Annotated in this window: 12 protein-coding genes; 5 read left to right on the top strand and 7 right to left on the bottom strand. The window is 60.0% G+C overall.

Translation table 11 applies throughout. The features are described 5' to 3' along the window. Nucleotides 1-7 precede the first annotated feature (7 nt). The 3 genes from L384_RS20295 (at nucleotide 8) to L384_RS20305 (ending at nucleotide 2,657) form a co-directional block, all read left to right on the top strand. Nucleotides 8-853, top strand: coding sequence for a transketolase (locus tag L384_RS20295; RefSeq protein WP_022651707.1), 846 nt, complete (start codon nucleotides 8-10; stop codon nucleotides 851-853). Next, on the top strand, nucleotides 853-1,851 hold the full coding sequence (locus tag L384_RS20300; protein ID WP_022651706.1) for a transketolase family protein: 999 nt from the start codon (nucleotides 853-855) through the stop codon (nucleotides 1,849-1,851). The genes L384_RS20295 and L384_RS20300 overlap by 1 nt, the downstream gene beginning before the upstream one ends. A 74-nt stretch (nucleotides 1,852-1,925) precedes the next feature. Continuing rightward, nucleotides 1,926-2,657, top strand: a complete 732-nt coding sequence (locus L384_RS20305) for a class I SAM-dependent methyltransferase (protein ID WP_023314697.1) — start codon at nucleotides 1,926-1,928, stop codon at nucleotides 2,655-2,657. On the opposite strand, the gene L384_RS20310 is transcribed toward L384_RS20305, so the two are convergent. Further along, the gene (locus tag L384_RS20310; protein ID WP_023323644.1) at nucleotides 2,654-3,256 is read right to left on the bottom strand and encodes a short chain dehydrogenase; all 603 of its coding nucleotides are present in this window, start codon (nucleotides 3,254-3,256) and stop codon (nucleotides 2,654-2,656) included. The two genes, L384_RS20305 and L384_RS20310, sit on opposite strands and share 4 nt — an antisense overlap. A gap of 97 nt (nucleotides 3,257-3,353) precedes the next feature. Between L384_RS20310 and L384_RS20315 the strand changes: the two genes are divergently transcribed. Together L384_RS20315 and L384_RS20320 are read left to right on the top strand one after the other, a co-directional pair. Next, the gene (locus tag L384_RS20315; RefSeq protein ID WP_022651703.1) at nucleotides 3,354-4,241 is read left to right on the top strand and encodes a LysR family transcriptional regulator; all 888 of its coding nucleotides are present in this window, start codon (nucleotides 3,354-3,356) and stop codon (nucleotides 4,239-4,241) included. Nucleotides 4,242-4,261: 20 nt separating this feature from the next. Beyond that, nucleotides 4,262-5,443: an aminotransferase-like domain-containing protein gene (locus L384_RS20320; protein ID WP_023323643.1), complete on the top strand. Its 1,182-nt coding sequence runs from the start codon at nucleotides 4,262-4,264 to the stop codon at nucleotides 5,441-5,443. 75 nt (nucleotides 5,444-5,518) lie between these two features. Here the strand turns inward: L384_RS20320 and L384_RS20325 are convergent, their stop codons facing one another. From L384_RS20325 to L384_RS20345, 6 genes are all read right to left on the bottom strand, one after another. Next, complete coding sequence (locus tag L384_RS20325; protein WP_022651701.1) at nucleotides 5,519-5,866, bottom strand: HigA family addiction module antitoxin; 348 nt, start codon at nucleotides 5,864-5,866, stop codon at nucleotides 5,519-5,521. Between the two features lie 10 nt (nucleotides 5,867-5,876). Further along, a complete protein-coding gene (locus L384_RS0120890) occupies nucleotides 5,877-6,176 on the bottom strand; it encodes a type II toxin-antitoxin system RelE/ParE family toxin (RefSeq protein WP_032627934.1) in 300 nt (99 codons plus the stop codon). Between the two features lie 250 nt (nucleotides 6,177-6,426). Then, nucleotides 6,427-7,626 carry a putative HlyD family type I secretion protein gene (locus L384_RS20330; RefSeq protein WP_003862224.1) on the bottom strand — a complete coding sequence of 400 codons (1,200 nt, stop codon included), beginning with the start codon at nucleotides 7,624-7,626 and terminating at the stop codon, nucleotides 6,427-6,429. Further along, a complete protein-coding gene (locus L384_RS20335; protein ID WP_022651699.1) occupies nucleotides 7,607-9,799 on the bottom strand; it encodes a type I secretion system permease/ATPase in 2,193 nt (730 codons plus the stop codon). Before L384_RS20335 ends, L384_RS20330 begins: the two co-directional genes overlap by 20 nt. Beyond that, nucleotides 9,796-11,199: a TolC family outer membrane protein gene (locus L384_RS20340; protein ID WP_023295304.1), complete on the bottom strand. Its 1,404-nt coding sequence runs from the start codon at nucleotides 11,197-11,199 to the stop codon at nucleotides 9,796-9,798. The genes L384_RS20335 and L384_RS20340 overlap by 4 nt, the downstream gene beginning before the upstream one ends. Nucleotides 11,200-11,281: 82 nt before the next feature. Then, complete coding sequence (locus L384_RS20345; protein WP_023323642.1) at nucleotides 11,282-22,705, bottom strand: BapA/Bap/LapF family large adhesin; 11,424 nt, start codon at nucleotides 22,703-22,705, stop codon at nucleotides 11,282-11,284. Nucleotides 22,706-23,583: the final 878 nt, after the last annotated feature.

Here is a 23,583-nt window from a genome sequence, read left to right as displayed (position 1 = left end):
TACGACGATGACGGATACCACAGTTCAACAGGTTGCCGCCGCGGCCTGGCGCATTCGCCGCTACGCGCTGCGCATGGGCGAAGTGCAGGGGCAGGGCTACATCGGGCAGGCGCTGGGCTATGCCGATGTGCTGGCCACCGCGTTTGCCCACGGGATGAACCTTAAGCCGGGCGAGCCGGAGTGGGAGGGGCGTGACCGTTTTTTGCTCTCTCACGGCCACTACGCCATTGCCTGTTACGCCGCCCTGATTGAAGCGGGGATCGTTCCTGAAGAGGAGCTGGAGACCTACGGCGCGGACGACAGCCGCCTGCCGATGTCCGGCATGGCAACCTACACGCCGGGCATGGAGATCTCCGGCGGTTCGCTGGGGCAGGGCTTAAGCATTGGCGTTGGCATGGCGCTGGGGCTGAAGCGCAAGCAGAGCGCGGCATGGGTCGTTAACTCCATGTCGGACGGCGAGCTGGACGAAGGGTCAACCTGGGAAGCTGCGATGTCGGCGGCACATCACGGCCTGTCGAACCTGATCGTGCTGGTGGACATTAACCGCCAGCAGGCGGATGGCAACTCGCACGCGATCCTCGGCTTTGAGCCGCTGGAAGATAAATGGACCTCCTTCGGCTGGTACGTGCAGCGCGTCAACGGCAACGATGTCCCTTCACTGGTAACGGCGTTTGATAACGCCAAACGCTACCCGGAAAACCAGCCGCGCGTCATTTTGTGCGACACGCTGATGGGCAAGGGCGTGCCGTTCCTCGAAAAGCGTGACAAGAACCATTTTATTCGCGTGGATGCTGACGAGTGGCAAAAGGCACTCGCTGTGCTGGATGCCAACAAACCTGAAGGAGTGCTGTAATGAGCCAGACCACGGAGAAAAAACCGCGTTTAACCACGTCGGCGATGATTGCCTCTATCGCGGAAGAGGGCCAGGAGACGCGAGCCGCACCGTTCGGCCACGCGCTGGTGAAGCTGGCGGAACAGCGACCGGAGGTCGTAGGCATGACTGCGGATCTGTCGAAGTACACCGATCTGCATATTTTCGCTCAGGCCTACCCGGAACGCTTCTTTCAGATGGGCATGGCCGAGCAGTTGTTAATGGGGGCCGCGGGCGGCATGGCGAAAGAGGGTTTTATTCCTTTCGCCACCACCTATGCCGTCTTCGCCACCCGCCGCGCCTACGATTTTATCCATCAGGTGATTGCTGAAGAGCACCTGAACGTGAAGATCTGCGCGGCGCTGCCGGGGCTAACCACCGGTTACGGGCCGAGCCACCAGGCGACGGAAGATATTGCGATTATGCGCGGTATTCCGGGCATGACGATTATCGATCCCTGTGACGCAATCGACACCGAACAGGCGGTGCCGGCGATGGCAGCGCACGATGGCCCTGTCTATATGCGCCTGCTGCGCGGCAAGGTGCCGGTGGTGCTGGACCAGTACAACTACCAGTTTAAGATTGGCAAAGCTGCGCTGCTGGAAGAGGGGAACGATGTCCTGATCGTCGCCTCAGGCCTGATGACCATGCGTGCGCTGGAGGCGGCGAAGCAGCTGCGTAAGGATAACGTCAGCGTGGCGGTGCTGCACTCGCCCACCATTAAGCCGCTGGACGAAGAGACGATCCTGGCGCAGGCTGCGAAGCCGGGACGGCTGGTCATCGTGGCGGAAAACCACAGCAGCGTAGGCGGGTTGTGCGAAGCCGTCGCGTCGCTGTTGATGCGCAACCGCGTGAACGTGGATTTCGATACCGTCGCACTGCCGGACGCGTTCCTTGATGCGGGCGCGTTGCCCACCCTCCATGACCGCTACGGGATCTCAACCACAGCCATGGTGGAGAAAATCCGGCGCAGGCTGTGATTTATAAGACGGATACGTTGTCAACGGGCGAGGGGTGCTTTACCCTCGCCACTGTTGCGATAAAGGAGTCCGTTATGGCACAAAACATCTACGACAACCCGGCATTTTTTGAAGGCTATGCCCAGCTTCCGCGCTCGGTTCAGGGCCTGAACGGCGCGCCGGAGTGGCCCGCGCTCAAGGCAATGCTGCCAGATTTAACCGGTAAAGCGGTTGTCGATCTCGGCTGCGGCTACGGATGGTTCTGTCGCGCAGCGCGCGAGCTGGGCGCGTCTGACGTCACGGGTGTTGATATTTCAGAAAAAATGCTCGCCCGCGCGGCTGAACTGACTGATGACAATCGGATTCACTATCAGCGTAGCGATCTGGAATCTCTGGCGCTGAAAGCGAATAGCCTCGATCTGGTCTACAGCTCGCTGGCGCTGCACTATCTGCCGGAACTGGACACGCTATTCGCCAGGGTGCAGCGCGCGCTTAAACCCGGCGGCAGCCTGGTCTTCTCGATGGAGCACCCGATTTATACCTGCGCCACCCGTCAGGGCTGGCTCACCGACGACAACGGCGAGCGGTTCTGGGGCGTGAACCATTATCAGGACGAAAGCCAGCGCGTCAGCAACTGGCTGGCGGACGGGGTGATTAAATACCACCGCACGCTGGGCACCACGCTTAACGCACTGATCAAAGCGGGGTTAACGATAAGCGAAGTCAATGAGTGGGGACCAACGCAGACGCAGGTTGACGCCTGGCCCGCGCTGGCCGAAGAGGCGGAACGCCCGATGCTGGTGCTGATCGCCGCCCGTAAGGCTTAATAGCCGACTTTATATACCCGCCCGCTCTGTACCCCTTCCACGCTGCGGCGGTAGGCCTGCGCAACGGTCGCAGCGGGAACGCTTTCAAACCCGGGGAAGAAGCCGTCGTACGCTTCGGCGGATTCGGTCAGCACCGTCGGGCTGATCAGATTAATGCGAATGCCGCGCGGCAGTTCACAGGCTGCGGCGCGCACAAACCCTTCCAGCGCCGCATTGACCGTGGTGGCATTGATGCCCTGAGCAATCGGCTCGTGAGCCACAATGCCGCTTATCAGCGTAATCGAGCCGCCTTCGTTCAGGTAGTGCTGGCCGGTCAGCGCCAGACGAATCTGCCCCAGCAGCTTATCCTGCAAGCCCCGGTTGAATTCGCTGTCGGTCATGGTTGCGAGCGGGCCGAAGTGTACCCCACCGCTGGCGGAGACAATCGCATCCACCGGGCCGATCTTTTCGAACAGCGCCTGTACGCTCGCCTGCGAGGTGATATCCACCTGATGGTCGCCCTGCGTGCGACCCACGCTGATCACCTCGTGACGACGGCTTAGCTCTTCTGTCACAGCACGACCGACCGTACCGCTGGCACCAATAATGACGATTTTCATAGCAGACTCCTTATGTTGTGAGCCTTCATTCTTTAATAAATAAAAATTCAGATAAACTGGGTTGATGTTAGAAGATTGCTAACCAGAGGTTCGGAATATGGATAAGCTTCGCGGCATGGAGACGTTCATCGCGGTGGTGGAAAGCGGCAGCTTTACCGGCGCGGCGGCCCGGCTGGAGATGTCGGCGGTGATGGTCGGGAAGTATATTACGCAGCTGGAAACGCAGCTCGGCACGCGGCTGCTGGAGCGCAACACCCGTCGCCAGAGCCTGACCGACGCCGGACGCGTTTATTTCGAAGAGGCCAGGCGCGTGCTGGAGCAGGTCTCGATTGCTGAAAACGCGGTTGAGCGCCTGCGAGCCACACCCGCCGGCACCCTGCGCGTGACAGCGCCCACCTCGTTTGGCGGCTGCGTTATCGCGCCTCTGACGGCCACGTTTTTGCAGCGTTACCCGGAAGTGCGCATCGAACTGGATCTCACCAACCGAATGGTTGATCTGGTCGAGGAAGGGGTCGATCTGGCCATTCGTATCGGTGAGATCCGTAATGAGGACCTGGTGGCGAAATATCTGTGTCCCTACAACATGGTGATCTGCGCCGCGCCGGATTATCTGGCGCGTCACGGTACGCCGCAAACGCCAGCCGATCTGGTGGATCACCTGTGCCTGTCGCACACGGTATGGACGGCGCGTAACGAGTGGCGGCTGCCGGGTGTGGAAGGCGAAGTGCGCTGGAAGCGTGATGCCGTCTTACGATGCAATGACGGCTACGGCTTACGCATGGCGGCGCGAGCCGGGGCGGGACTCCTGCTGCAACCGGAAGTGCTGGTGGCGGAAGAGCTGGCGAGCGGCAGGCTGGTTCGGGTTCTGGAAGCGTTTACGCCCGCGCCGAGGCCGGTGCATTTACTGTGGCGCCAGGATTTGCGGCCGCTGCCTAAGCTAACGGAATTTATTGCCCATATTCTGCTAAGATTGGGCACAATATAAAAAAAGAAGGTAAGTAAAGAATGTCTGCAAACAAACTCGCCAGCAGCGCGCAGGGCCTGCAATCCTCTGCCATCCGTGAATTATTAAAACATAGCAAAATGGCAGGCGTGATTTCGCTGGGTGGCGGTATTCCAAATCCGGACCTGTTCGATCATGAAGGTTTAAAAATCGCCGCTGATGCCGTGCTGTCTCAGCATTTTGGCGAAGCATTCCAGTACGGTCTGACGGAAGGCGTCCCGGGGCTGCGCGAAGAGATCCAACGCATCTCTGAAGGTCGCGGCATTGCCTGTAAAGCCGATGATGTGGTCATTACTTCCGGCTCGCAACAGTCGCTTGACGTGCTGGCGCGGGCGTTAATCAACCCGGGCGATACGGTCGTCGTGGAGCGGCCTACCTACCTCGCCGCGTTGCAGGTCTTTGGCCTGGCGCAGGCGAAATTTGAATCCGTCGGTACCGACGGCGACGGCATGAAAGTGGATGAACTTGAAGCGCTGGTGGCAACTAAAACCATCAAAGCGGTTTATATCGTGCCAACCTTTGGTAACCCGGGCGGCGTGACGCTCTCCGAAGCGCGTCGTAAACAGCTGGTGGAATTATCGAAGCGCTATGACTTCGTGATTATCGAAGACGACCCGTACAGCGAGATCAACTACACCGACGAAGCGTTCCGCCCGCTGATTGCTCATGCCAAAGATATCGGCAATGAGGATAACGTGGTGTACACCTCCACCTTCTCTAAAATCCTCGCGCCGGGCACCCGCGTGGGCTGGGTGCTGGTGCCGGAGTGGCTGAAACGCGCGGTGGTGAACCTCAAGCAAACCACCGATCTGCACACCAGCACGCTGTCGCAGCTGATGACGTACGAGTATCTGAAAACCGGTCGTCTGGCGAATCAGATTAAAATGATCCGCGAAGCCTATCGCCAGAAATACCAGACCTTTGCAACGGAACTGGAAGCGGAGCTGGGCGATGTGATGTCGTTCCACAAGCCAAAGGGCGGCATGTTCCTGTGGGCGAAAATGAACAACGGCATCAATACGACGAAATGGCTGGAAAAAACGTTGAGCAACGGCGTCGTGTTTGTGCCGGGTGAGTTCTTCTACTGCAACGAGCCGGACCATACCACGCTGCGCATGTCTTTCGTTACCCCAACGGATGAGCAGCTTAAAGAAGCGGTTCGACGCCTCAAAATTTCCCTGTAACAGGATGCGCATAATGGCAGATGCCGTTATGCGCCGTTCCCGTGTCGGGTAAGCGTATTGCGTGGCGCGAGCGGATCAGGCAACGTCCGGCTTGCCGGATTTTCGCTTCGCCATGACTTCCGCAACGGTTTTTATCCGGCTTAACTCCTCCTGCGTGCGGGAGTTAGATTGCGCTTCCCAGATATCAACGTTTAGCTGTAAGTTCAGCCAAAATTCAATAGTGGTATTAAAGGCTTTTGCCAGTTTGATCGCCATATCGGCAGTAAGTTTGCGATTGTTATTGACCAACGCGCTTACGGTATTGCGGTGTACATTTAGCATCTCTGCCAGATCGTTGATTTTCAGATTGAGCGGTTCAAGATACTCATACTGCAACACCTCGCCCGGCGTGGTGGGTTTGCGGAGTGCCTGTTGAAGTGTCATAGGTGATGCCTCACTTGTGTTGCGTGTACTTGTGTGGAGAGAGATAGAGATCGTCTGCTTTTCCCTCTGACCAGCGAAATACAAGCCTGTATTGTCTGTTTAACCGGATAGAGGAGTATCCCTTCAACGGAGGACTCAATGCTTCATACATATTGCCCGGTGGCGATCGTAAATCCAGGTGCGACATAGCCGCATTGATGATGTCGAGCTTTCTTGCAAGCGCTGTTTCCAGATTCAAAGGAATAACATTGCTCGATCTCCCGTAGAGAAAAAAATCCTCAAGCCATTGATCCCGAAAATGATTAATCATAATGCTGGTAAGCTCCAGTCCTTGAAGCTGAGTGGATAGTAATGCACTCCTGCACTGTGCGCAAGTGCGTTTTGTCTGCGAGTAATATTACCCTGGTCATGGCTGAAGGGAAGTGTGATGCATGACTAAAGGTTAATTCTTCGAGGCGGATTCCACGTCTTGCGTGCGGATTAATGCCCGGCGGCGCTGCGCTTGCGCGGGCCTGCGAGAATGTAGGCCGGGTAAGGCGCAGCCGCCACCCGGCGTTTGACTACCGCTCCCTCAGCGCCTCCTTCGCCCGGTTAAACGGTTTGATCATATAATCCAGCACCGTTTTCTCTCCGGTCTTAATATCCACCGTCGCTATCATCCCCGGCACGATCGAGAAGTGCCTGCCCGCCTTATTCACCAGATAATCCTGGCTGGTACGGATAAATACCCGGTAATAGAACACCTCCGGCTTCGCTTCGTCCTGAATGGTGTCTGGCGAAATGGTCTCCACCACCCCGTGCAGCCCGCCGTAAATCGCGTAATCGTAGGCGGTGATTTTCACCAGCGCCTCCTGATTAGGGTGGATAAAGGCGATATCCCGCGGCGAGAGGCGGGTTTCAATCAGCAGGTGGTCGTCCACCGGCACAATTTCCATCAGCTCACCGTTGGGCGGGATCACACCGCCAATCGTTGTCACTTTGATGTTTTTCACGATCCCGCGCACCGGAGACTTCACCGTCAGGCGGGTAACGGAATCCTCGCGGCCTTTCAGGATCGCTGACACCATATCCACCTCGGCGTTGGCCTTCGACAGCGCTTCACGGGCCTGCACGTAATACTGGGAACGGACGTCAGTGAGCTTCAGCTCCAGGTCGCTTTTCTGCCGTTGCAGGCGCAGCACTTCCACGTGGCTGGCGGCCCCGGTTTTCACCAGCCGCTGGGTGATCGCCAGTTCTTTGTTCGCGAGATCTAACGCGGCGCGCAACTCCCGCTGGGTATCCTCCAGCTGGGCGCGGCGCGAGTTGTAGAGCCGCGTTTCAGCGGCGGTCAGGTCGGTCCATTTCGCCAGGGACGGCGGGAATTTGAGCGGCAGATCGTTCACCTCGGCATACAGACGCGCGCTGGAGGCCAGCGACGCGCGGTAACGCGCCGCGCTTTCGCCGACGTTAGATTCCGAGCGGGTAGGATCCAGCCGCGCCAGCACCTGTCCGGCCTGCACCTGATCCCCTTCGTGCACGTTCAGCTCGGTGAGGATCCCCCCATCCAGCGACTGCAACACCTGCTCGCGTGAGCTGGGGATCACTTTTCCGGTGCCGGTTGAGACTTCGTCCAGCACGCCGAACCACGCCCAGACGCCGAGCACCACAAACATCACCAGGGAGAAGAAAACAATGCGCCGGGCGCCGGTATAACCGCTTTCGGAGTCGAGCGCGTTATCCAGATCTTCTACTGCGGCAACGTCACGCTGACTGATTTTCATTTTTCCACTCCCGTCCGGTTGCCTGCTGCTGTTGCTGCATACGGCTGTTGTTCAGCGCCTGGGCTTTTGGCGCGTCCATCACCAGCATGCCATCTTTGAGTACCACCACGCGCTCCACCAGCTCCAGCACCGGCACGCGGTGGGTCGCGACAACCAGCGTGCGGTTGCCGAGCCACGCCCCGAGACGTTGAATAAATTCCCGCTCGGTATGTTCATCAAGGGAGGCGGTCGGTTCATCCATCAGCACGATATTCGGGTCGCGCAGCAGCATCCGCGCCAGCAGAATAGACTGCCGCTGCCCGCCGGACAGCCCGACGCCGTTCTCCATAATCGGGTAATCCAGCCCCTTTGGCAGCTTCTGCACAAAGCTGGCCGCGCCGCACATCTCCAGCACCTCGAAGATCTCTTTATCGGTGGCGCGCGGCATGCCGAGCGTGATGTTCTCGCGCAGGGTGCCATAAAACAGCCGGGCGTTTTGGGTCATAAAGCCGACGTTTCTCCGCACGTCAGCCACGTCCAGATGCGGCAGGCTGAGGTTGTCGAGCCGCAGTTCACCACCCGCCAGATCCATCCCGCCCGCCATCGCCTGCAACAGGGTTGATTTGCCCGCGCCGTTGCGCCCGAGGATCGCCACTTTTTCGCCCGCTTTGATCTCCAGGCGGTTAATGCGCAGCGCCATGCGGGGATCTTCCGGGTGATAGCGGAACTGCGCCTGCTCGAAAAGATAGTGGCCGCGCAGCACGTCCTGGCGGATCGGTGTCTCTTCGCGCTGGTTCTCGGTCGGCAGCTGCATAATGCTGTCCAGCCCCTCTTTGGCCGCCTTCACCTGCTGCCAGCGGGCCAGCACGCCGCATAGCGTCGCCATCGGGGCGATCATCCGTGAGGCGAGCATCGAGGCGGCCACCACCGAACCGGTGGTTAAGGTGCCGTCGATCACCATCGGCGCGCCCACCACGATCACCCCGGCATAGACCAGGCTCTGAATGGTCATCCCCCAGCTGATCAGGTTCTGCGTCAGTTCGCGGGTGCGCAGGCCGGATTCGGCGGTGATCTGGATATAGCTGTTCCACTGCTGCAAAAAGCGGTTCTCTGCCTGCATCAGCTTGATGTCCTCCAGCCCCTGCACGCTTTCCACCAGCACCGCGTTGCGCAGGGTTGATTCATGCGCCGACTGCTTCGCCAGCTCCGCCAGCTTCTTTTGCAGCAGCAGGCCAGGCAGGACCATGATCACCGCCGCCACCGGAGCGATCCACGCCAGCTGCGGCGCGATGATCGCCAGCACAATCACAAACAGGATAAAAAACGGCAGATCGACGATGGTGGAGATGGTGGAGGAGGTGACCATCTCGCGGATCTGCTCCAGCTCGCGCAACTGGGAGATAAAGCTGCCGGTGGATCGCGGAATGGCGCTGTGGCGCAGCCGCAGCGCGTGGCCGAACACCCGATCCGAGACGCGCAGATCCGAGCGTTTGCCCAGCAGATCCATAATGTGTCCGCGCGCCACGCGCAGCACAAAGCCAAACAGCGTGGCGATCAGCACCCCGATAGTCAGCACATAGAGCGTCGGATAGGACTGGGCGGGGATCACCCGGTCATACACCTGCATGGAAAAGACGATGCCCGAGAGGGAAAGCACGTTAATGAACAGTGCAGCCAGCATCACCCAGCTGTAAGGGCGAAGGTCGCGCATCACCAGCCGGTAGAGCCAGTCCGGGCGGTATTTTGATATATAGGCATCCACGCGGCTGTCCTTCAGCGCCGCCAGCGGACGCAGGGCGATGACGTGGCGGATGGCAGGCAGCATCGCGCTCATCGACAGGCGGTTGGTGTGCGTGCTGTCGTCGAAAAAGCTGACCTCAAGCGTATCCTCGCCGTCGAAATTGTCGATGACGCCGATTTTACCGTCGTTCAGCTCCACCACCACCGGCAGACGCCAGCTGTTGATAGCGTGCTGATCGGCCGTCAGCAACTGGAATGTCAGCCCGGCTTCACGGGCGAGCTGCGTCAGCGCGGGCACCATCGGTTTGCCTTTCAGCCACGGCGCGCCTGCGACGAGCGAGCCTGGCGAGCAGGCAACGCGATAGCGCGTCGCCACGTAGCCAAACGCCTGCGCCCACTGCTCTAGCGCCTGATCCGTCATGTTTTCACCCTGCGGGATATCGCGTTGCTTCATGGCTGGATCTCCACGGTCTGGATGGTGCGGTTTTCAAGATCGAACGCGTGACGCAGGCGCCCGGTGTTGTACAGACAGTTGAGCTGAAGCTGATGCAGCTGTCCGGCGGTTTGCTGTTGGGTAAAGCGCGCCTGATACACCTCCTGCTCGGCGTTGAGCACGTCGAGCAGCGGGCGGGAACCAAGATCGAGATACTGCTGCTGATACAGCTCGCGGGTGCGGGCGCTGAGCGCTTCCTGACGGCCCTGGATCTGAAGCGTGCTCATCAGGCTCATCACCTGGCTGCGCGCTTCCAGCAGTTTTTGCCGCACCTCAAGACGGGTGCGCTGGATGGTGGACTGGGCGGATTCCACCGCGTGTCCGGCGGCGTTACGCCGGGCGGTGAGGCCGCCACCCTGATAGAGCGGCATTTGCACTTTAACCCACGCGGAGTACTGGGTGCGGTCCCGCGTTTCGTTGCCCGCGTAGCGGTCGTTCAGGTAGTGACGAACTTCCGGCTCCAGAGAAACGGTAGGGGTCATTTGCGCGTTGGCATAATCGAGATTTGCCTGCGCGACGTTGGCCTGCGCCCAGGCCGCTAATACCGAGGGCACCAGACGATCGTCCGGCTCGGCGATGTCGCAGCTGCGGGCCAGGCTTTGCGGAAAGTCATTGCTGACCGCGTTCAGGCTGTCCCAGCCCAGCAAGCTCATCAGCGTGGCGCGCGAGCTGTCGAGGCTCGCCTGATACTGCATCAGCTGCGCACGCGCCCCTTCGATACGGGCATCGGTCTGGACCACGTCAGAGAGTGACGTTGCGCCTTCATCATTACGTTGTTTCGTCAGGGTGCCGATGGAGGACAGGGCATCCAGCTGTTCTTTGGCGGTCTCGACCATCTGCTGCCAGGTCTGCACCTGCACCATGGCGATGGCGGTATCGTGGGCGATGGTGTCGATGCTCACCAGCACGTTGGCCTGCTGCTGGGCGACGCCCGCGTTTTCGGCGCGCACCTGGCTTGCGACTTTGCCGAAGTCGTACAGCATTTGCGAAAGAGAAAGCACCAGCGAGGGGGTAAAGCCATTATCGTCACCGTCGTGGCTATAGCCGTTATCCATGCCAGCGTTAATTTGCGGATAATATTTCGATTTAGCGACGTCCACATTTTCGCTCTGCTGATAAAGTTTGCCGACGGCTTCACTGATGGCCGGATGCCAGGTCACGGCGCGGTTAACCGCTTCATTCAGCTGTAGCGTGCCGGGGGCGGCTTTGCTGGCTACGGGCGCCACGCGGCCATTTAAAGAGGGGAGTTCCTGCGTTTCGCTTAATTGTCCGGTATTAATCATCGCCGCAGGGTTTGCCGCGATAGCGGGCACAGATATCAGGCAGCACGAGAGCCACCAGTAAGGCATCTTCTTTCCCATGTCTTGTCCCTAATAAAAAAGTACTGCTTTTTTGTTTATGCCCGGGCGCTGCGCGCGCCCGGGTCATTTCTTGCAGGTGCTATCAGGTAATGATGTGTTGCTGGTTTACAAGCTCGTCGTAGGTGGTCTGAACATTGTCCAGCGTAACGAGTGTAGATTTAGTGTAGGCGGCTCCCGTGCCGTCACGGTCGATGGAGATCACAGTATTGTTACCGCTTTGTGAAACAGAGACATAGTTCCCCAGCGTCGACGCGCTACCGTTCCACCCCACCAGCAGATCGCCAATGTCGACCTTGTCTCCCTGCGTGAGGGAGAAGTTCGTCCAGTGGTCGCCCGTGCTGTTACCTGCGGTGGCGTTACCCGCCGTGTTGTTCAACACCTGATAAATCAACGTGTCGCCGTAGGCCGTACCGCTAATCACATCGTTATGCTCCGAACTGACAAATTTCGGCGCCATGTCAATGGTCAGCGACGCGGTATCTTTAACACCGTTGGCATCGGTCAGTGTGTAGTTAAAGACCTCCTTGCTGGTAATGGTAGAGAGCGAAATACCCGGGTTGAGGGTGTAGGTGTAACTGCCGTCAGCGGCAATCGCCAGCGTCCCGTAGTGGCCCGTGATGTTTGACATCGTGCTGCCGGTGTACGGATCCAGCGTAGTGGTAACGCCGTCGTAGCCGGTAATGCTCACGCGGGTATCAACCGAGTGGAGCTGGTCCATCGCCCCTGCGGAGTCGGTGCCGTCGAAGATATTGCCGTCAACGGTGTGGGTACCCGTCGCGTCGAACTGCGACAGCGAGTAGCTGGTGCCGGTCACGCTTGGGGTGATGGTGATATTTCCTACCCCCAATGGCCCCATTTTGCCCGTATAGCTCAGCGTATAGGTTCCCGCCTCCAGATCGAGACCCGTCAGGTTGATGGTCGCCGTGCCGCCCAGCAGTAACCCACCGTTAAACGAGCCGGTTCTGACGGTGGTTGCGCCGTTGGACAGCGTCCAGTCCACCGTTAACCCGGTAAGCGTCAGCAGCGAGGCGACGTTAAACGACAGAACCACGTTATGCAGCGCGGTATTAGGATCCACCACGAAGGTCCCGCTCCCGCTGCCCTGGGTTGAGGCAAGCAGCGCAGCGTTCCAGCTCGCCGACCCGACCGTCGTATCGGAATAGGCGGCCGTATGGTGAACCGACGTGACGTCCATCGCGGTGCTGACATCGTTTACCGCATCCATTGGGCGCGCGGTTGGGGTGATGTTCAACGATGCCGTGTCTTTCGAGCCGTCAGGCGCGGTGATGGTGTAAACGAAGGTATCCGGCGTGCTGATATGGTCCGCGCCGACCCCGCTGTTCAGGGTGTAGGTGTACTCTCCGGCCGCGTTGATCCGCAGCGTACCGTACTCGCCGGTGATCTCCGTCAGACCGCTGCTGTTCACCGCCACGCCGTTAACGTCGGAGACTACGGTACCCGCTGGCGCAATATCATCCGCCAGCACATCGCCGGTGGTGCTCTCGCTCACGCTTGCCACGCTGTAGACATGATCCTGCAAGACGTTCAGCGTGTAGGCCGTCAGCGCGGTGATCCCCGCCGCCGTATTGAGCAGGAACAGGTACTCGCCAGCGGGCAGGTTCAATGTCAGCTGCGGGGAGGTTCCGCCCAGCAGCGGCGCGCGCAGCCAGCCGGGTTCAACGCGCATCTGCTCGAAGGTCTGCGTCGCATTGTTGAACTTATAGATGTAAAGGTCGAACACCGAGGCCAGCGCGACGCCGCCCACGGACGCCTGAACGGTCATGGTGCGGGTGGTGCCTTCTTCCACGTTATAGATGATCGGGTTGGCCAGATCGTCCAGCAGGTTCAGCCCCAGCGTATTGCCAAGGTTGATCCCCACCAGGGTAAAGCCGCCCTGCGACGAGGTGCCGTTGTTGATCGCCTCCACGGTGGTATCGAAGGTCAGCGAGGCGGTATCGTCCACGGCCACGATACCGCTGCTGCTGGTGCCTTCGCCCAGCGACAGCACCAGATTTGCCGAGGCGCTGGTGCCGTTGTGGGTGATGGTGTAGGTAAAGTTCTCCGTGCGGCCAATGACGGCGGCGCTGGTGTTGGTCAGGTTATAGGTATAGCTGCCGTCCAGGTTGATGGTCAGCGTGCCGTACTGCCCCTGAATCACTGTGCCGTCAGCCGTAACGCTGGTGGTGGTGCCCTGGGCGTTGGTGACCGCAGTGACGGTGGTGCCCGCCGGGGCGTTGTCGCTGCCTGCGGTTGGATCCACGTCGGTGATGACGTTACCGACAATGTTGGTTTCGCCGGACACGGTGCCTGCGCTGGTCTCTTTCACCGCCACATCGAGGCTGGTGTAAGAACCGGTTGCCAGCAGGTTAGTGTTGTAGCTCAGGACGCGATACTGACCATCCGCCAGACCGGTCAGGTTCAGCGACACCCCCGTCGCGCCGAGGGTCAGCAGGTCAGCGAACTGCGGCTGTCCGGTATCGACCACGGTGGTCCAGGTGTTGTTGGCGGCGTCAAAGCGCTGTACCACCAGCTCAAGGGTATTGAGCAGGGAAAGAACGGCACCCGTGGCGTTGGCGTTCACGGCAATATCCGCACTGCCGCCGTTGCCGACGGTGAAACCTACCTGCGCGGTGTCGTTGCCGAGCAGCGTCAGCACGTTACCTACGGCACCCACCAGCAGGAAACCATAGTCGCTGTACTGCGAGTTGGTCACCGTTGCGGTGGTCGTCAGCGCCAGCTCTTCAACGTTGGTGCTGGCAGAGAGCGGCACCACCGGCGCAAGGGCTGAGCCGGGCAGCGAGACGTTCCCTGCCGCATCGGTGGCGGTGATTTGCAGCGTCTGGCCTTCCGTCTGTTTATTGAGGAAGGTGTAGCTCCAGGATCCGTTGCTGTCTGCCGTGGCGGTGACCGTTGAATTGTCCGCCAGACGGATGGTGACGGTGCTGCCCGCTTCGGCGCTACCGGTCAGTACGCTGCCGTCTGCGTTGAAGGTCCCGGTTGGAGCCGTTGGCGCAGTGAGATCGACAATGACGGTGGTCGACGTGGAAATCGGGCTGGTGCCCGAGCCGTTGCTCGCCGTGGCGGTGAAGGCATGTGGCCCTTCGCTCAGCACCGGTGTGGTGAAGCTCCAGTTGCCGCTGGCATTCGCGGTGACCGTGCCCATCAGCACCCCGTTGTTATAGAGGGTGATGGTCGCGTTCGGCTGCGCCGTGCCGCTCAGGGTTGGCGTAGTGTCATCGGTGGTTTTCCCGTTGGTCAGGTTGCCCGTCACCGTGCCGACGTTATCGTCGATGTTAGCGATAACCGGCGCGTTCGGGATCGTGGTGATCGGGGCAATCACGGAGGTGGTGATACCCGCGTTACCGGCCTTATCGGTAGCAAAGACAATCAGTGACTCCCCGCCGGTCTGTGGAGGGGTGAGGGTGGCGCTGAAGTTTCCGCTGCCGTCCGCAACGGCTGTGCCAAGCACGGTTCCGGTGCTGCTGGTGATGGTGACGGTACTTCCCGCTTCCGCCGTACCGGTAACCTGCGTCCCGTTGGTGATCACCGCCAGCCCGGTTGGGGCTGCTGGCGGCGTCAGGTCAACGTTGATCGTGATAATCGGCGATGGCGCGCTGGTATTGCCCGCGGCATCGGTGGCGGTGGCGGTGAAGCTATGCGCGCCTTCGATCAGCGTGGTGCTGGTTTGCGGCAGCGTCCAGTTGCCGTTGGCATCGGCAGTGACGGTTCCCACCAGCGTCGTGCCGTCGTAAATACGTACGGTGGCATTGGCTTCCGCCGTACCGTTTAAGGTCGGACGGGTGTCGTTGGTTGGGTTGGTGCCGGTGACAGGGCCGGTGACGGTTCCCACATCATCCACAATCGAGGTGATTGCCGGTGCGACAGGGGCGGTGGCATCCACATTGATGGTGTAACCCCCGGTCTGTGCGCTGGCGTTGCCCACGGCGTCGGTGGCGGAGAAGGTCAGATTATGCGGCCCGTCAGCCAGCGGGGTGGACGGCGTAAAGCTCCACGCGCCGCCGGTGGCGACCGCGGTGCCAATCTGTACCCCATTGTCGTAGATGGTTACCGTCGCGCCGGCTTCTGCCGTACCGGTGAGCGTTGGTCGTGCATCGTTGGTTAACCCGCCGTTGGCGACAGGCGTCGCAGCATTACCGACGTCGTCGGTGACACTGGTCAGCACCGGTAGGGCTGGCGGCGTGGTGTCAATGATCAGGCTGAAGTCGGCGGACGGCGCGCCGGTGTTACCCGCCTGATCCGTTGCTTCTGCGGTAAAGGTGTGTGACCCGGTGCCCAGCGGCAAGGTGATATCGACGGTCCAGTTGCCGTTAGCATCGGCAGTACCGGTGCCCACCAGCGTAGTGCCCTCATAGATATTCACGGTGGCCAGCGGCTCGCTGGTCCCCACCAGCCGCGGGAGAGGATCGTTCGTGGTCTGGCCGGAGCCAATCGCCCCGGTGATGGTGCCAACATCGTCTATCGCCTGGGTGATAACCGGCGCGGCAGGCACAGTTGTATCCACAACCAGCGTAAAGCCCGGTGAGGCAGGACTGATGTTGCCCGCGGCATCGGTTGCCGTGGCGGTCCAGGTGTGGCTGCCGTTTGCCAGCGTGCCGGTAGTAAAGCTCCATACGCCGTTGGCATCAGCCACGGCGGTGCCCACCGGCTGACCATTCTCATAGATGGTAATGGTCGCGTTGGCTGCCGCGGTGCCGTTCAGCGTTGGCGTGGTGTCGTCTGTGCTTTGTCCCGAGGCGACCGGGCCCAGCACGGGACCGGCATTGTCGGTGGCAGGGGTAAAGACCGGTGCTTCGGGCACCGACGTATCCACCGTCAGGTTGAACGGTGGCGAGGTGACCCCGGTATTGCCTGCGGCATCGGTGGCGTTAAAGGTAATGGTATGCGGCCCTTCACCCAGCGCGGTGGTCGGCGTGAAGGTCCAGTTACCCTGGGCGTTGACGACCGCCGTGCCGATTTCCACATCATCGACAATAACGTGCACCGTTGCGCCCACTTCCCCCGTACCGTTGAAGGTTGGACGGGTGTCGTTGGTGGAACCGTTGCTGGCGATGATTCCCGTTCCCGGGCTGACATCGTCTATCACCGTGGTGACCACCGGGGCCGCAGGGCCAGTGGTATCCACCGTAAAGGCGAACACTGGCGAGTTGGCGGAGACGTTTCCAACATCATCGCTGGCGTTTACGCGCAGGTTATACGTCCCGTCCGTCAGGACCGGATCCGGCGTAAAGGTCCAGTTACCGTTGCCGTCGACCGTAGTGGTACCAATCTCCACGCCGTTATTCAGAACGTGAATAGTGGTGCCCGCCTGGCCGGTGCCGCTCAGGGTTGGCGTGGTGTCATTGGTCACCTGCCCGGCAGTAAGCGGGCCGGTTACACCACCCGGGGCGTTGTCGCTGACCGTAACGATCGCCGGCACCTGTGGCGCAGTAAGATCGATTTCGACGCTCCAGGCGTTGGACGGCTGGCTGACGTTGCCCTGCGGATCCGTGGCTCTGACGGTAAAGTCATGCGTCCCTTCGCCGAGGGCGGTTTCAGGAGTAAATGTCCAGACGCCGGTACCGTCTGCTGCCACGGTACCAATCTGCGTGGTGCCATCAAAAATGGCGACGACGCTGTTCGGCTCAGCGGTACCGGTCAGGGTTGGCGTGGTGTCGTTGGTTGGATCGCCGCTTGGAACAGGCGTTGCCGCATTGCCTGCGTTATCCGTCACGCTGGTAATCACCGGCGTGGTGGAGACGGTGTCGACCACAATGGTGATCCCGGCCGACGGGGTGCTCTCATTGCCTGCCGGATCGGTGGCGGTCACGGTCAGGGTGTGGCTGCCGTCGTCCAGCGCAGGCGGCGTGTAGCTCCAGGTGCCAGTCGGACCGACAACAACGGTGCCCAGCGGGTCGCCGTCATCGTACACCGTAATGGTGTCCCCGGCCGTGCCTGTCCCGGTCAGGGTAGGACGGTTGTCGTTGGTGCTCTGCCCGTCGGCGATTGGCCCGGTGATCGGACCTACGTCATCGGTCACCGCACCGATGGCTGGCGCTGTCGGGGCGGTAAGGTCGACGGTGACGGTCGCGACAGGCGACTGCCCGCTGGTCGCGCCGGTGGTAGTGTTTGTAGCGGTCACGGCGAAGGTGTGTGGCCCTTCCGTCAGCGGCAACAGAGGCGTGTAGCTCCAGTTGCCGTTTGCATCCGCAACAACGTTGGTCAGCGGAACCAGCACCCCATCCTGATAAATGGCGATCACGCTGCCCGGATCGGCGGTGCCAGTAAGGGTAGGCGTGATGTCATTGGTGGTTTTATCTTTCACATCGCCAGTGACAGGATCGACGTCATCGTTGATCGCCGTAATCACCGGCACCGCAGGCAGATCGAGCGGGGAGTCCGGCACGTCAAAGGTGGTTGACGGGCTGGCATTGCCTGCGGGGTCCGTGGCGATCAGCGTCAGCGTCGCGGCATCCAACTGGGCCGGGGAGAGGGCAATGGAGAAGGAGCCTCCCGTCGCGACCCCGGTCCCGATGATATTGCCGTTGGCGTCACGAACCGTCACCGTGGTTCCGTCATCCGCCGTCCCGGTCAGCGGGGTGCCCTCCGCGGCAATGGTCATATTCGTTGGCGTTGCAGGCGGCAGGGTATCCACCGTCACGCTGAGATCGCCGGAGCTGGCGGAGGTATTCCCCGCCGCGTCACTCGCGACCACTGAGAAGGTATGCGGCCCCTCGTTGAGCGCAGGGTCGGCGGTCCAGGACCATGTCCCGTTCGGCTGAACCTCCACGACCACCGGCGAGGCGACACCATCAACGGAGACGGTGACGCTCGAACCCGGCTCGCCAATCCCGGTGAGGGTTGGCGTACCGTCGCGGGTGTAAAGCACGCTGTTGGTCAGCTGGCTGTCAGAGACGGCGTCAATTTGCGGCACGGTTGGCGCCTGCGTATCAACCTCCACCGTAAAGACCGGACTTACCGGGCTAACGTTACCGGCATCGTCCACCGCGGCGACGGTGATATTCAGCGGGCCGTCGGTTTGTGTCGGCAGGGTATAGGACCATTCATTATTGACGACCTCTACGCGCGCGACTTCCACGCCGTTGTTGTAGATGATCACCGTCTCGCCGGTGGTGCCGGTTCCGCCGATGCCTGGCGTAGTGTCGTTGGTAGACTCGCCATTCTGCACGCCACCAATGGCACTGATAACCGGAGTATCCGGGGCGAGGGTATCGACCGTTATCGTGATACCGGCTGATGGCACAGATTCATTCCCGGCTTCATCGGTGGCGGTCGCCGTGTATTCGTGCGTCCCTTCGCCAATGTTGCTCTCAGGACGCCAGCTCCAGTTACCGTTACCGTCCACCGTAACGCTGCCCACGGCCTGCGGCTCGCCTGTACCCACCTGGTCATAGATGGTAATGACGTCATTCGGCGTACCGGTGCCACTCAGAACCGGACGCGGATCGTTGGTGGATTCGCCATCCAGCACGGGTCCGGTGATCTGGCTTACGCTGTCTGTCACCGTTGGGGTTCCCGGTTGGGCAGGCGCGTCAGTATCAATGGTAATGGTCACCGGCGTGGACGGCGCGCTTTCGTTCCCGGCGCTGTCCTGGTTAGTGACCGTCAGGGAGAGATCGTAGGTGCCGTCAGGGAGCGGATCATCCGGCGTCCAGCTCCAGTTACCGTCGCCATCGATCTCGGCTTCACCAATTTTAGTAGCGCCATCGTAAATGTTCACGATATCCCCCGGCGTGCCCGAGCCGCTCAGGGTTGGCGTGGTATCCCGGGTGGTCTCCCCTGGATTCAGAGCCGTCCCCGGCGTGCCGCCGTCCGGGTTGACGGTGATCTCAGGAATATCCGGCGTTGCAGGCGCGGTCGTGTCGATCGCCAGTTCAAACGGCGGCGAAATGGTGGTGTTACCCGCCTCATCCGTTGCGTGGACCGTCAGCGAGTGCGGGCCGTCCGTCAGCGGCGTGGTTGGCGTAAAGCTCCAGCCGCCGCTGCCGTCGAGCACCGCCGTGCCGAGCAGGGTGGTTCCGTCATAGATCGTGATGGTGGTGCCGTCCGGTGCGGTTCCCTGCAACTGCGGCAGCGTGTCGTCGGTGGTGTCCCCGCTGTTAAGCGGAAGCTGCACGGGCCCCACGTTATCGGAGACGGTGTCAATGGTGGCCGCTGGTGGCGGGGTGGTATCGACGGTAAGGGTAAAGCCGGCTGATGGTGCGCTGGCGTTACCGGCCGCATCGCTCGCGACGACGGTGAACGTATGCTGCCCGTTCACTAATGGGGTAGCAGGTGTGAATGTCCATGCGCCACCGCTGTTAACAACGGCAGTACCAATATCCTGTCCGTCCAGGCGGATCGTCACGGTGGAGCCCGGCTCACCGGTACCGTTCAGCGTCGGGAGCGTGTCGTTGGTAGTTTCATTGGTGTCGAGCGCACCCGTGCGGCCCGGTACGTCATCAATGACCTGCGTAATGGCCGGCGCGCCCGGCGCGGCGGTATCCACCGTGATGCTCCAGGTGTTCGATGTCCCGCTGAGGTTATTATTGGCGTCAACCGCCGTCGCCGTCAGCACGTGCCCGCCGTCCGGTAGCGCGGTTTCCAGCGTGATGGACCACTGACCGTTCGCCGAAACCAGCGCGGTGCCAAGCACGGTAGTACCGCTGTAGAGGGTGATGGTGGTGCCAGGCTCGCCCGTTCCGTTGATGGTTGGCGTGTTGTCGTTGGTGAGACCGTTCTGGCTGACAGGACCGGTGACGCCTGGGGCATCATCCACCACGCCCGTGATGACAGGGGTTTGTGCCGCGGTGATGTCCGGCGCGTCAAACGGCGCGGTCGGGCCGGTGTTTCCGGCGGTATCGGTGGCATCGGCGGTCAGGGCTTCGCCGTTGGCTTTCGGCGGGATCAGTTCAACGCTGAAATTCCCCTGATCGTCGGCGACCGTTTCCCCGACCTTCACGCCATTTTCACGGATGGTGACGGTGCTGCCCGGCTCGGCTGTACCGGTTACGGTGGTGCCGTCGGCAGAGATCACCACGTTTTCCGGTGCCAGCGGTGGGGTGCTGTCTGGCGCGTCGGCAAAGCCAGACGGGCTGGTGTTACCGCTGCCGTCGGTGGCCGTCACTTCAAGGGCTTCGCCGTTGGTCTGGGCTGGCGAAATCGGGATGGTGAAGGTGCCGTCCGGGCCGGCGGTGGCCTGGCCGATGATCGTACCGTCCGGCGCTTTAATGATAATCGTGCTGTTTGGCTCGGCGGTTCCGCTGACGCTGGCCCCGTCTTCCGCCACCACCAGGTTGCCCGGTGCGGCAGGTGGGGTGATATCCGCTGCGTTGACCAGCGCCGGTGAGCTCTGGTTGCCTGCGGCATCGGAGGCGACCACGGAGATAATCTCGCCGTTGGTCTGCGCAGGGTTCAGGTTGACGACATAGTTGCCGTTGCTGTCGGCAGTGGCGGTCCCGATTTGCAGCCCGGCATTGTTGGTGATGACGATTTTACTGCCCGGCTCGGCGGTACCGGTGATCTGGGTGCCTGCGGAGTTGAGCGTCGCAACCGGCATGTCTGGCGGCGTAAGATCGACGGTAAAGTTGATCGGCTGAGACAGACCGCTCTGGTTGCCTGCCGCATCGGTTTCCCGCAGGGTAATCGAGTGTGCGCCTTCTGCCAGTGGACTCGTCGGCGTGATGCTCCAGGTGCCGTTCGGCAGAACGGTGGTGGTGCCGATAACAACGCCGTTATCGTAAACCGTGATCGTGCTGCCCGGTTCGCCTCTGCCCGTCAGACGTGGCTCTGAGGCATCGGTAAACTGCCCGGCACCGATCGCTCCTTTCAGTACGCCCGTGTCGTCGTTAATGATAAACCCGGAAGGCGTTTGCGGCGCGGTGACATCTACCGTTACGGTAAAGACCGGCGAGGCCGGGCCAGTGTTACCGGCGACGTCGGTGGCGCGCACGGTAAGCTGGTGGCTGCCTTCGCTCAGGTTCACCGACGGCGTAAAGCTCCAGCTTCCGTTGCTGCCCACAATCGCTGTGCCAATGGCAATGCCGTTATCATAGATGGTGACCGTCGAGCCCGCTTCCGCCGTACCGGTGAGCTGTGGCCGTGGGTCGTTGGTGCTGCTTCCACTCCCGAGTGTGCCGGTGCCAGGCGCAACATCATCGGTGATGCTGACGATCGCTGGCGCGCCAGGCGCGACGGTATCGACCACGAAGCTTACCGCCGTGGACGCCGGGCTAGTATTGCCTGCGGCATCGGTCGCGGTGGTGGTAATGGCGTGGTTGCCTTCAGACAGGTTGGTCGACGGGGTAAAGCTCCATTTCCCGGTGGCATCGGCTGTGGCGGTACCAATCGGTTTCCCGTTGTCATAGAAGGTAATGACGGTGCCGGCTTCACTGATGCCGCTGAAGGTCGGGCGGGCATCGTCCGTGCGTTGTCCGTTGCTCAGCGGGCCTGTTTCGGCGCCTACGTTATCATTGACGGTGACAATCTCCGGTGCATCCGGCGCGGTTAAATCCGGTGCCGTGACCTGAACGCCCGGGCTGGTATTGCCGGACGGATCGGTGGCGGTAGCGGTGATCTGTTCCCCGTTGGTGAGCGGCGTACCCAGATCAATCGTAAATTTCCCGTCGCTACCCGCTTTGCCCGTTCCGATGGTGTTGCCATCGGCATCTTTCAGGGTAACGGTGCTGCCCGGCTCAGCGGTACCGGTGACGGTTTTGCCGTCAGGGGAGACCTCAAGATTGGCCGGGGCATCCGGTGCGGTGAGATCCGGTGCCGTGGCCTGACCGCCCTGGCTGGTATTGCCGGATGGATCGGTGGCGGTGGCGGTGATCTGTTCCCCGTTGGTGAGTGGCGTACCGAGATCAATCGTAAATTTTCCGTCGCTGCCCGCCTTGCCCGTTCCGATGGTGTTGCCATCGGCATCTTTCAGGGTAATCGTGCTGCCCGGCTCAGCGGTACCGGTGACGGTTTTGCCGTCAGGTGAGACCTGTAGATTGGTGGGGGCATCCGGAGGCGTGGTATCTGGCTCGGAAGGATTTCCCGGATTGCCGGGATTCGGGCTGTTGTTATCGTCATCTCCGCCACCTCCACCGCCAGTTCCCGCCGCAATGGCAATCCCACCTGCGGCGGCCAGGCCACCCAGCACCCAGGGCCACGCAGCGGCGCCGCCGGCATCACTCCCTGACGCCGCCAGTAATGCATCGGTGGAGGCGATGGATTCATAGGTTGCGGCACCGGTTGGATCTTCAATCCACCACAGCGCACCGTCGCTCTCCTCAAGCACCAGCTGGCTCACGCCCTGCGCGTCGGTGACGTAGAAATTCTTGAGGGTAATCACTTCGCCCGAGTTGAGGGTAATCACCAGATCGTTTCCGCTGCGGGAGTAACCTGAGATGTCGGCGCGATCCACGTTAAGTTTAACGATTGAGGAGTGATCGAGTGTTATCTGTGTCCCTTCCGTGGTCGTTTCCACGCCAGTTAATTTAGATATAACAGATATTTGGCTCATACAATTATTACTCCAGCTGAGTGATTGGTTACGGCGTGTAAAACAAAGCCATCGTTTCTGAAGAGACGAACGCGCTCCCGGCGTAAATACTGTTTAATAAACAGGATTTACCGTTACTTTCTTTAGCGCGACCGATGCCCGCCAGGATTAAAAGTGGCAACCTCAGGGCAAAGCTAATTATTTACACAGGAAATAGTTGTTTATTTATATGTTTGCGATTTATAAGCCTTATTATTTGTGCAGGTATTGATTTATTTCGTTATGAAAATGATATAGCTATAAATGTCTGAATATGCAAATTAAGTGTTCGTAAACCCAGTACGGCTATTGCAGGGGCGATTAATTGATAGCGTTAATATATTTCGTTAGCTATGAGGGCGCGTGGGTAAAGGGTTTTGGCGTTAAAGGTGCAACCCTTAAAACGCTGCTGGTGGGGCGATAATAATAATTAAAATGTGCGGTAAATATTTAATTTTGGTTAGGTTTAATTTCTGCTTAATAGTAATTTAAGTTAGGGTGAAATATCTGGTGTATGATATATTTTAAATTCTCTCATTTATAAAATATATTTTTACGTGCGGGTTAATTTCTGCTACTCCAAAAATAACGTGATTTCTTCTCATGTTTAATAAATAAAAGGCCGCAAGCGTGGCCTTTCAGAGGCAATCGGTATTAGCCTAAAGAAATTAAGCCGATTTCCACGAGGGCGGCTAATGTCAAAAGAATAAAGAGGATAACAACTATTGGTCTGTACATTTTTAAGGTTCCATCCTTGTGTGAAGTCCTGCCCATCGTGTCCGTTGTCATTTTCCATGGTAATGACGTGCTGTCGTTGATGCTCATCAAAGGGACGCAGCAGATTGAGGAAAATCTGCATT

This window comes from Enterobacter sp. MGH 38 (assembly GCF_000492855.1).
Taxonomy (GTDB): Bacteria; Pseudomonadota; Gammaproteobacteria; order Enterobacterales; family Enterobacteriaceae; genus Enterobacter; species Enterobacter hormaechei_C.
This window is presented reverse-complemented; position numbering and strand designations above follow the sequence as displayed.

Bases quoted from the DNA above. Each gene is read 5' to 3' on its own strand.
- L384_RS20335 (WP_022651699.1), bottom strand. From the start codon at position 9,799: ATGAAGCAACGCGATATCCCGCAGGGTGAAAACATGACGGATCAGGCG.
- L384_RS20300 (WP_022651706.1), top strand. From the start codon at position 853: ATGAGCCAGACCACGGAGAAAAAACCGCGTTTAACCACGTCGGCGATG.
- L384_RS0120890 (WP_032627934.1), bottom strand. From the start codon at position 6,176: ATGATTAATCATTTTCGGGATCAATGGCTTGAGGATTTTTTTCTCTAC.
- L384_RS20320 (WP_023323643.1), top strand. From the start codon at position 4,262: ATGTCTGCAAACAAACTCGCCAGCAGCGCGCAGGGCCTGCAATCCTCT.
- L384_RS20345 (WP_023323642.1), bottom strand. From the start codon at position 22,705: ATGAGCCAAATATCTGTTATATCTAAATTAACTGGCGTGGAAACGACC.
- L384_RS20310 (WP_023323644.1), bottom strand. From the start codon at position 3,256: ATGAAAATCGTCATTATTGGTGCCAGCGGTACGGTCGGTCGTGCTGTG.
- L384_RS20305 (WP_023314697.1), top strand. From the start codon at position 1,926: ATGGCACAAAACATCTACGACAACCCGGCATTTTTTGAAGGCTATGCC.
- L384_RS20340 (WP_023295304.1), bottom strand. From the start codon at position 11,199: ATGGGAAAGAAGATGCCTTACTGGTGGCTCTCGTGCTGCCTGATATCT.
- L384_RS20315 (WP_022651703.1), top strand. From the start codon at position 3,354: ATGGATAAGCTTCGCGGCATGGAGACGTTCATCGCGGTGGTGGAAAGC.
- L384_RS20325 (WP_022651701.1), bottom strand. From the start codon at position 5,866: ATGACACTTCAACAGGCACTCCGCAAACCCACCACGCCGGGCGAGGTG.
- L384_RS20330 (WP_003862224.1), bottom strand. From the start codon at position 7,626: ATGAAAATCAGTCAGCGTGACGTTGCCGCAGTAGAAGATCTGGATAAC.
- L384_RS20295 (WP_022651707.1), top strand. From the start codon at position 8: ATGACGGATACCACAGTTCAACAGGTTGCCGCCGCGGCCTGGCGCATT.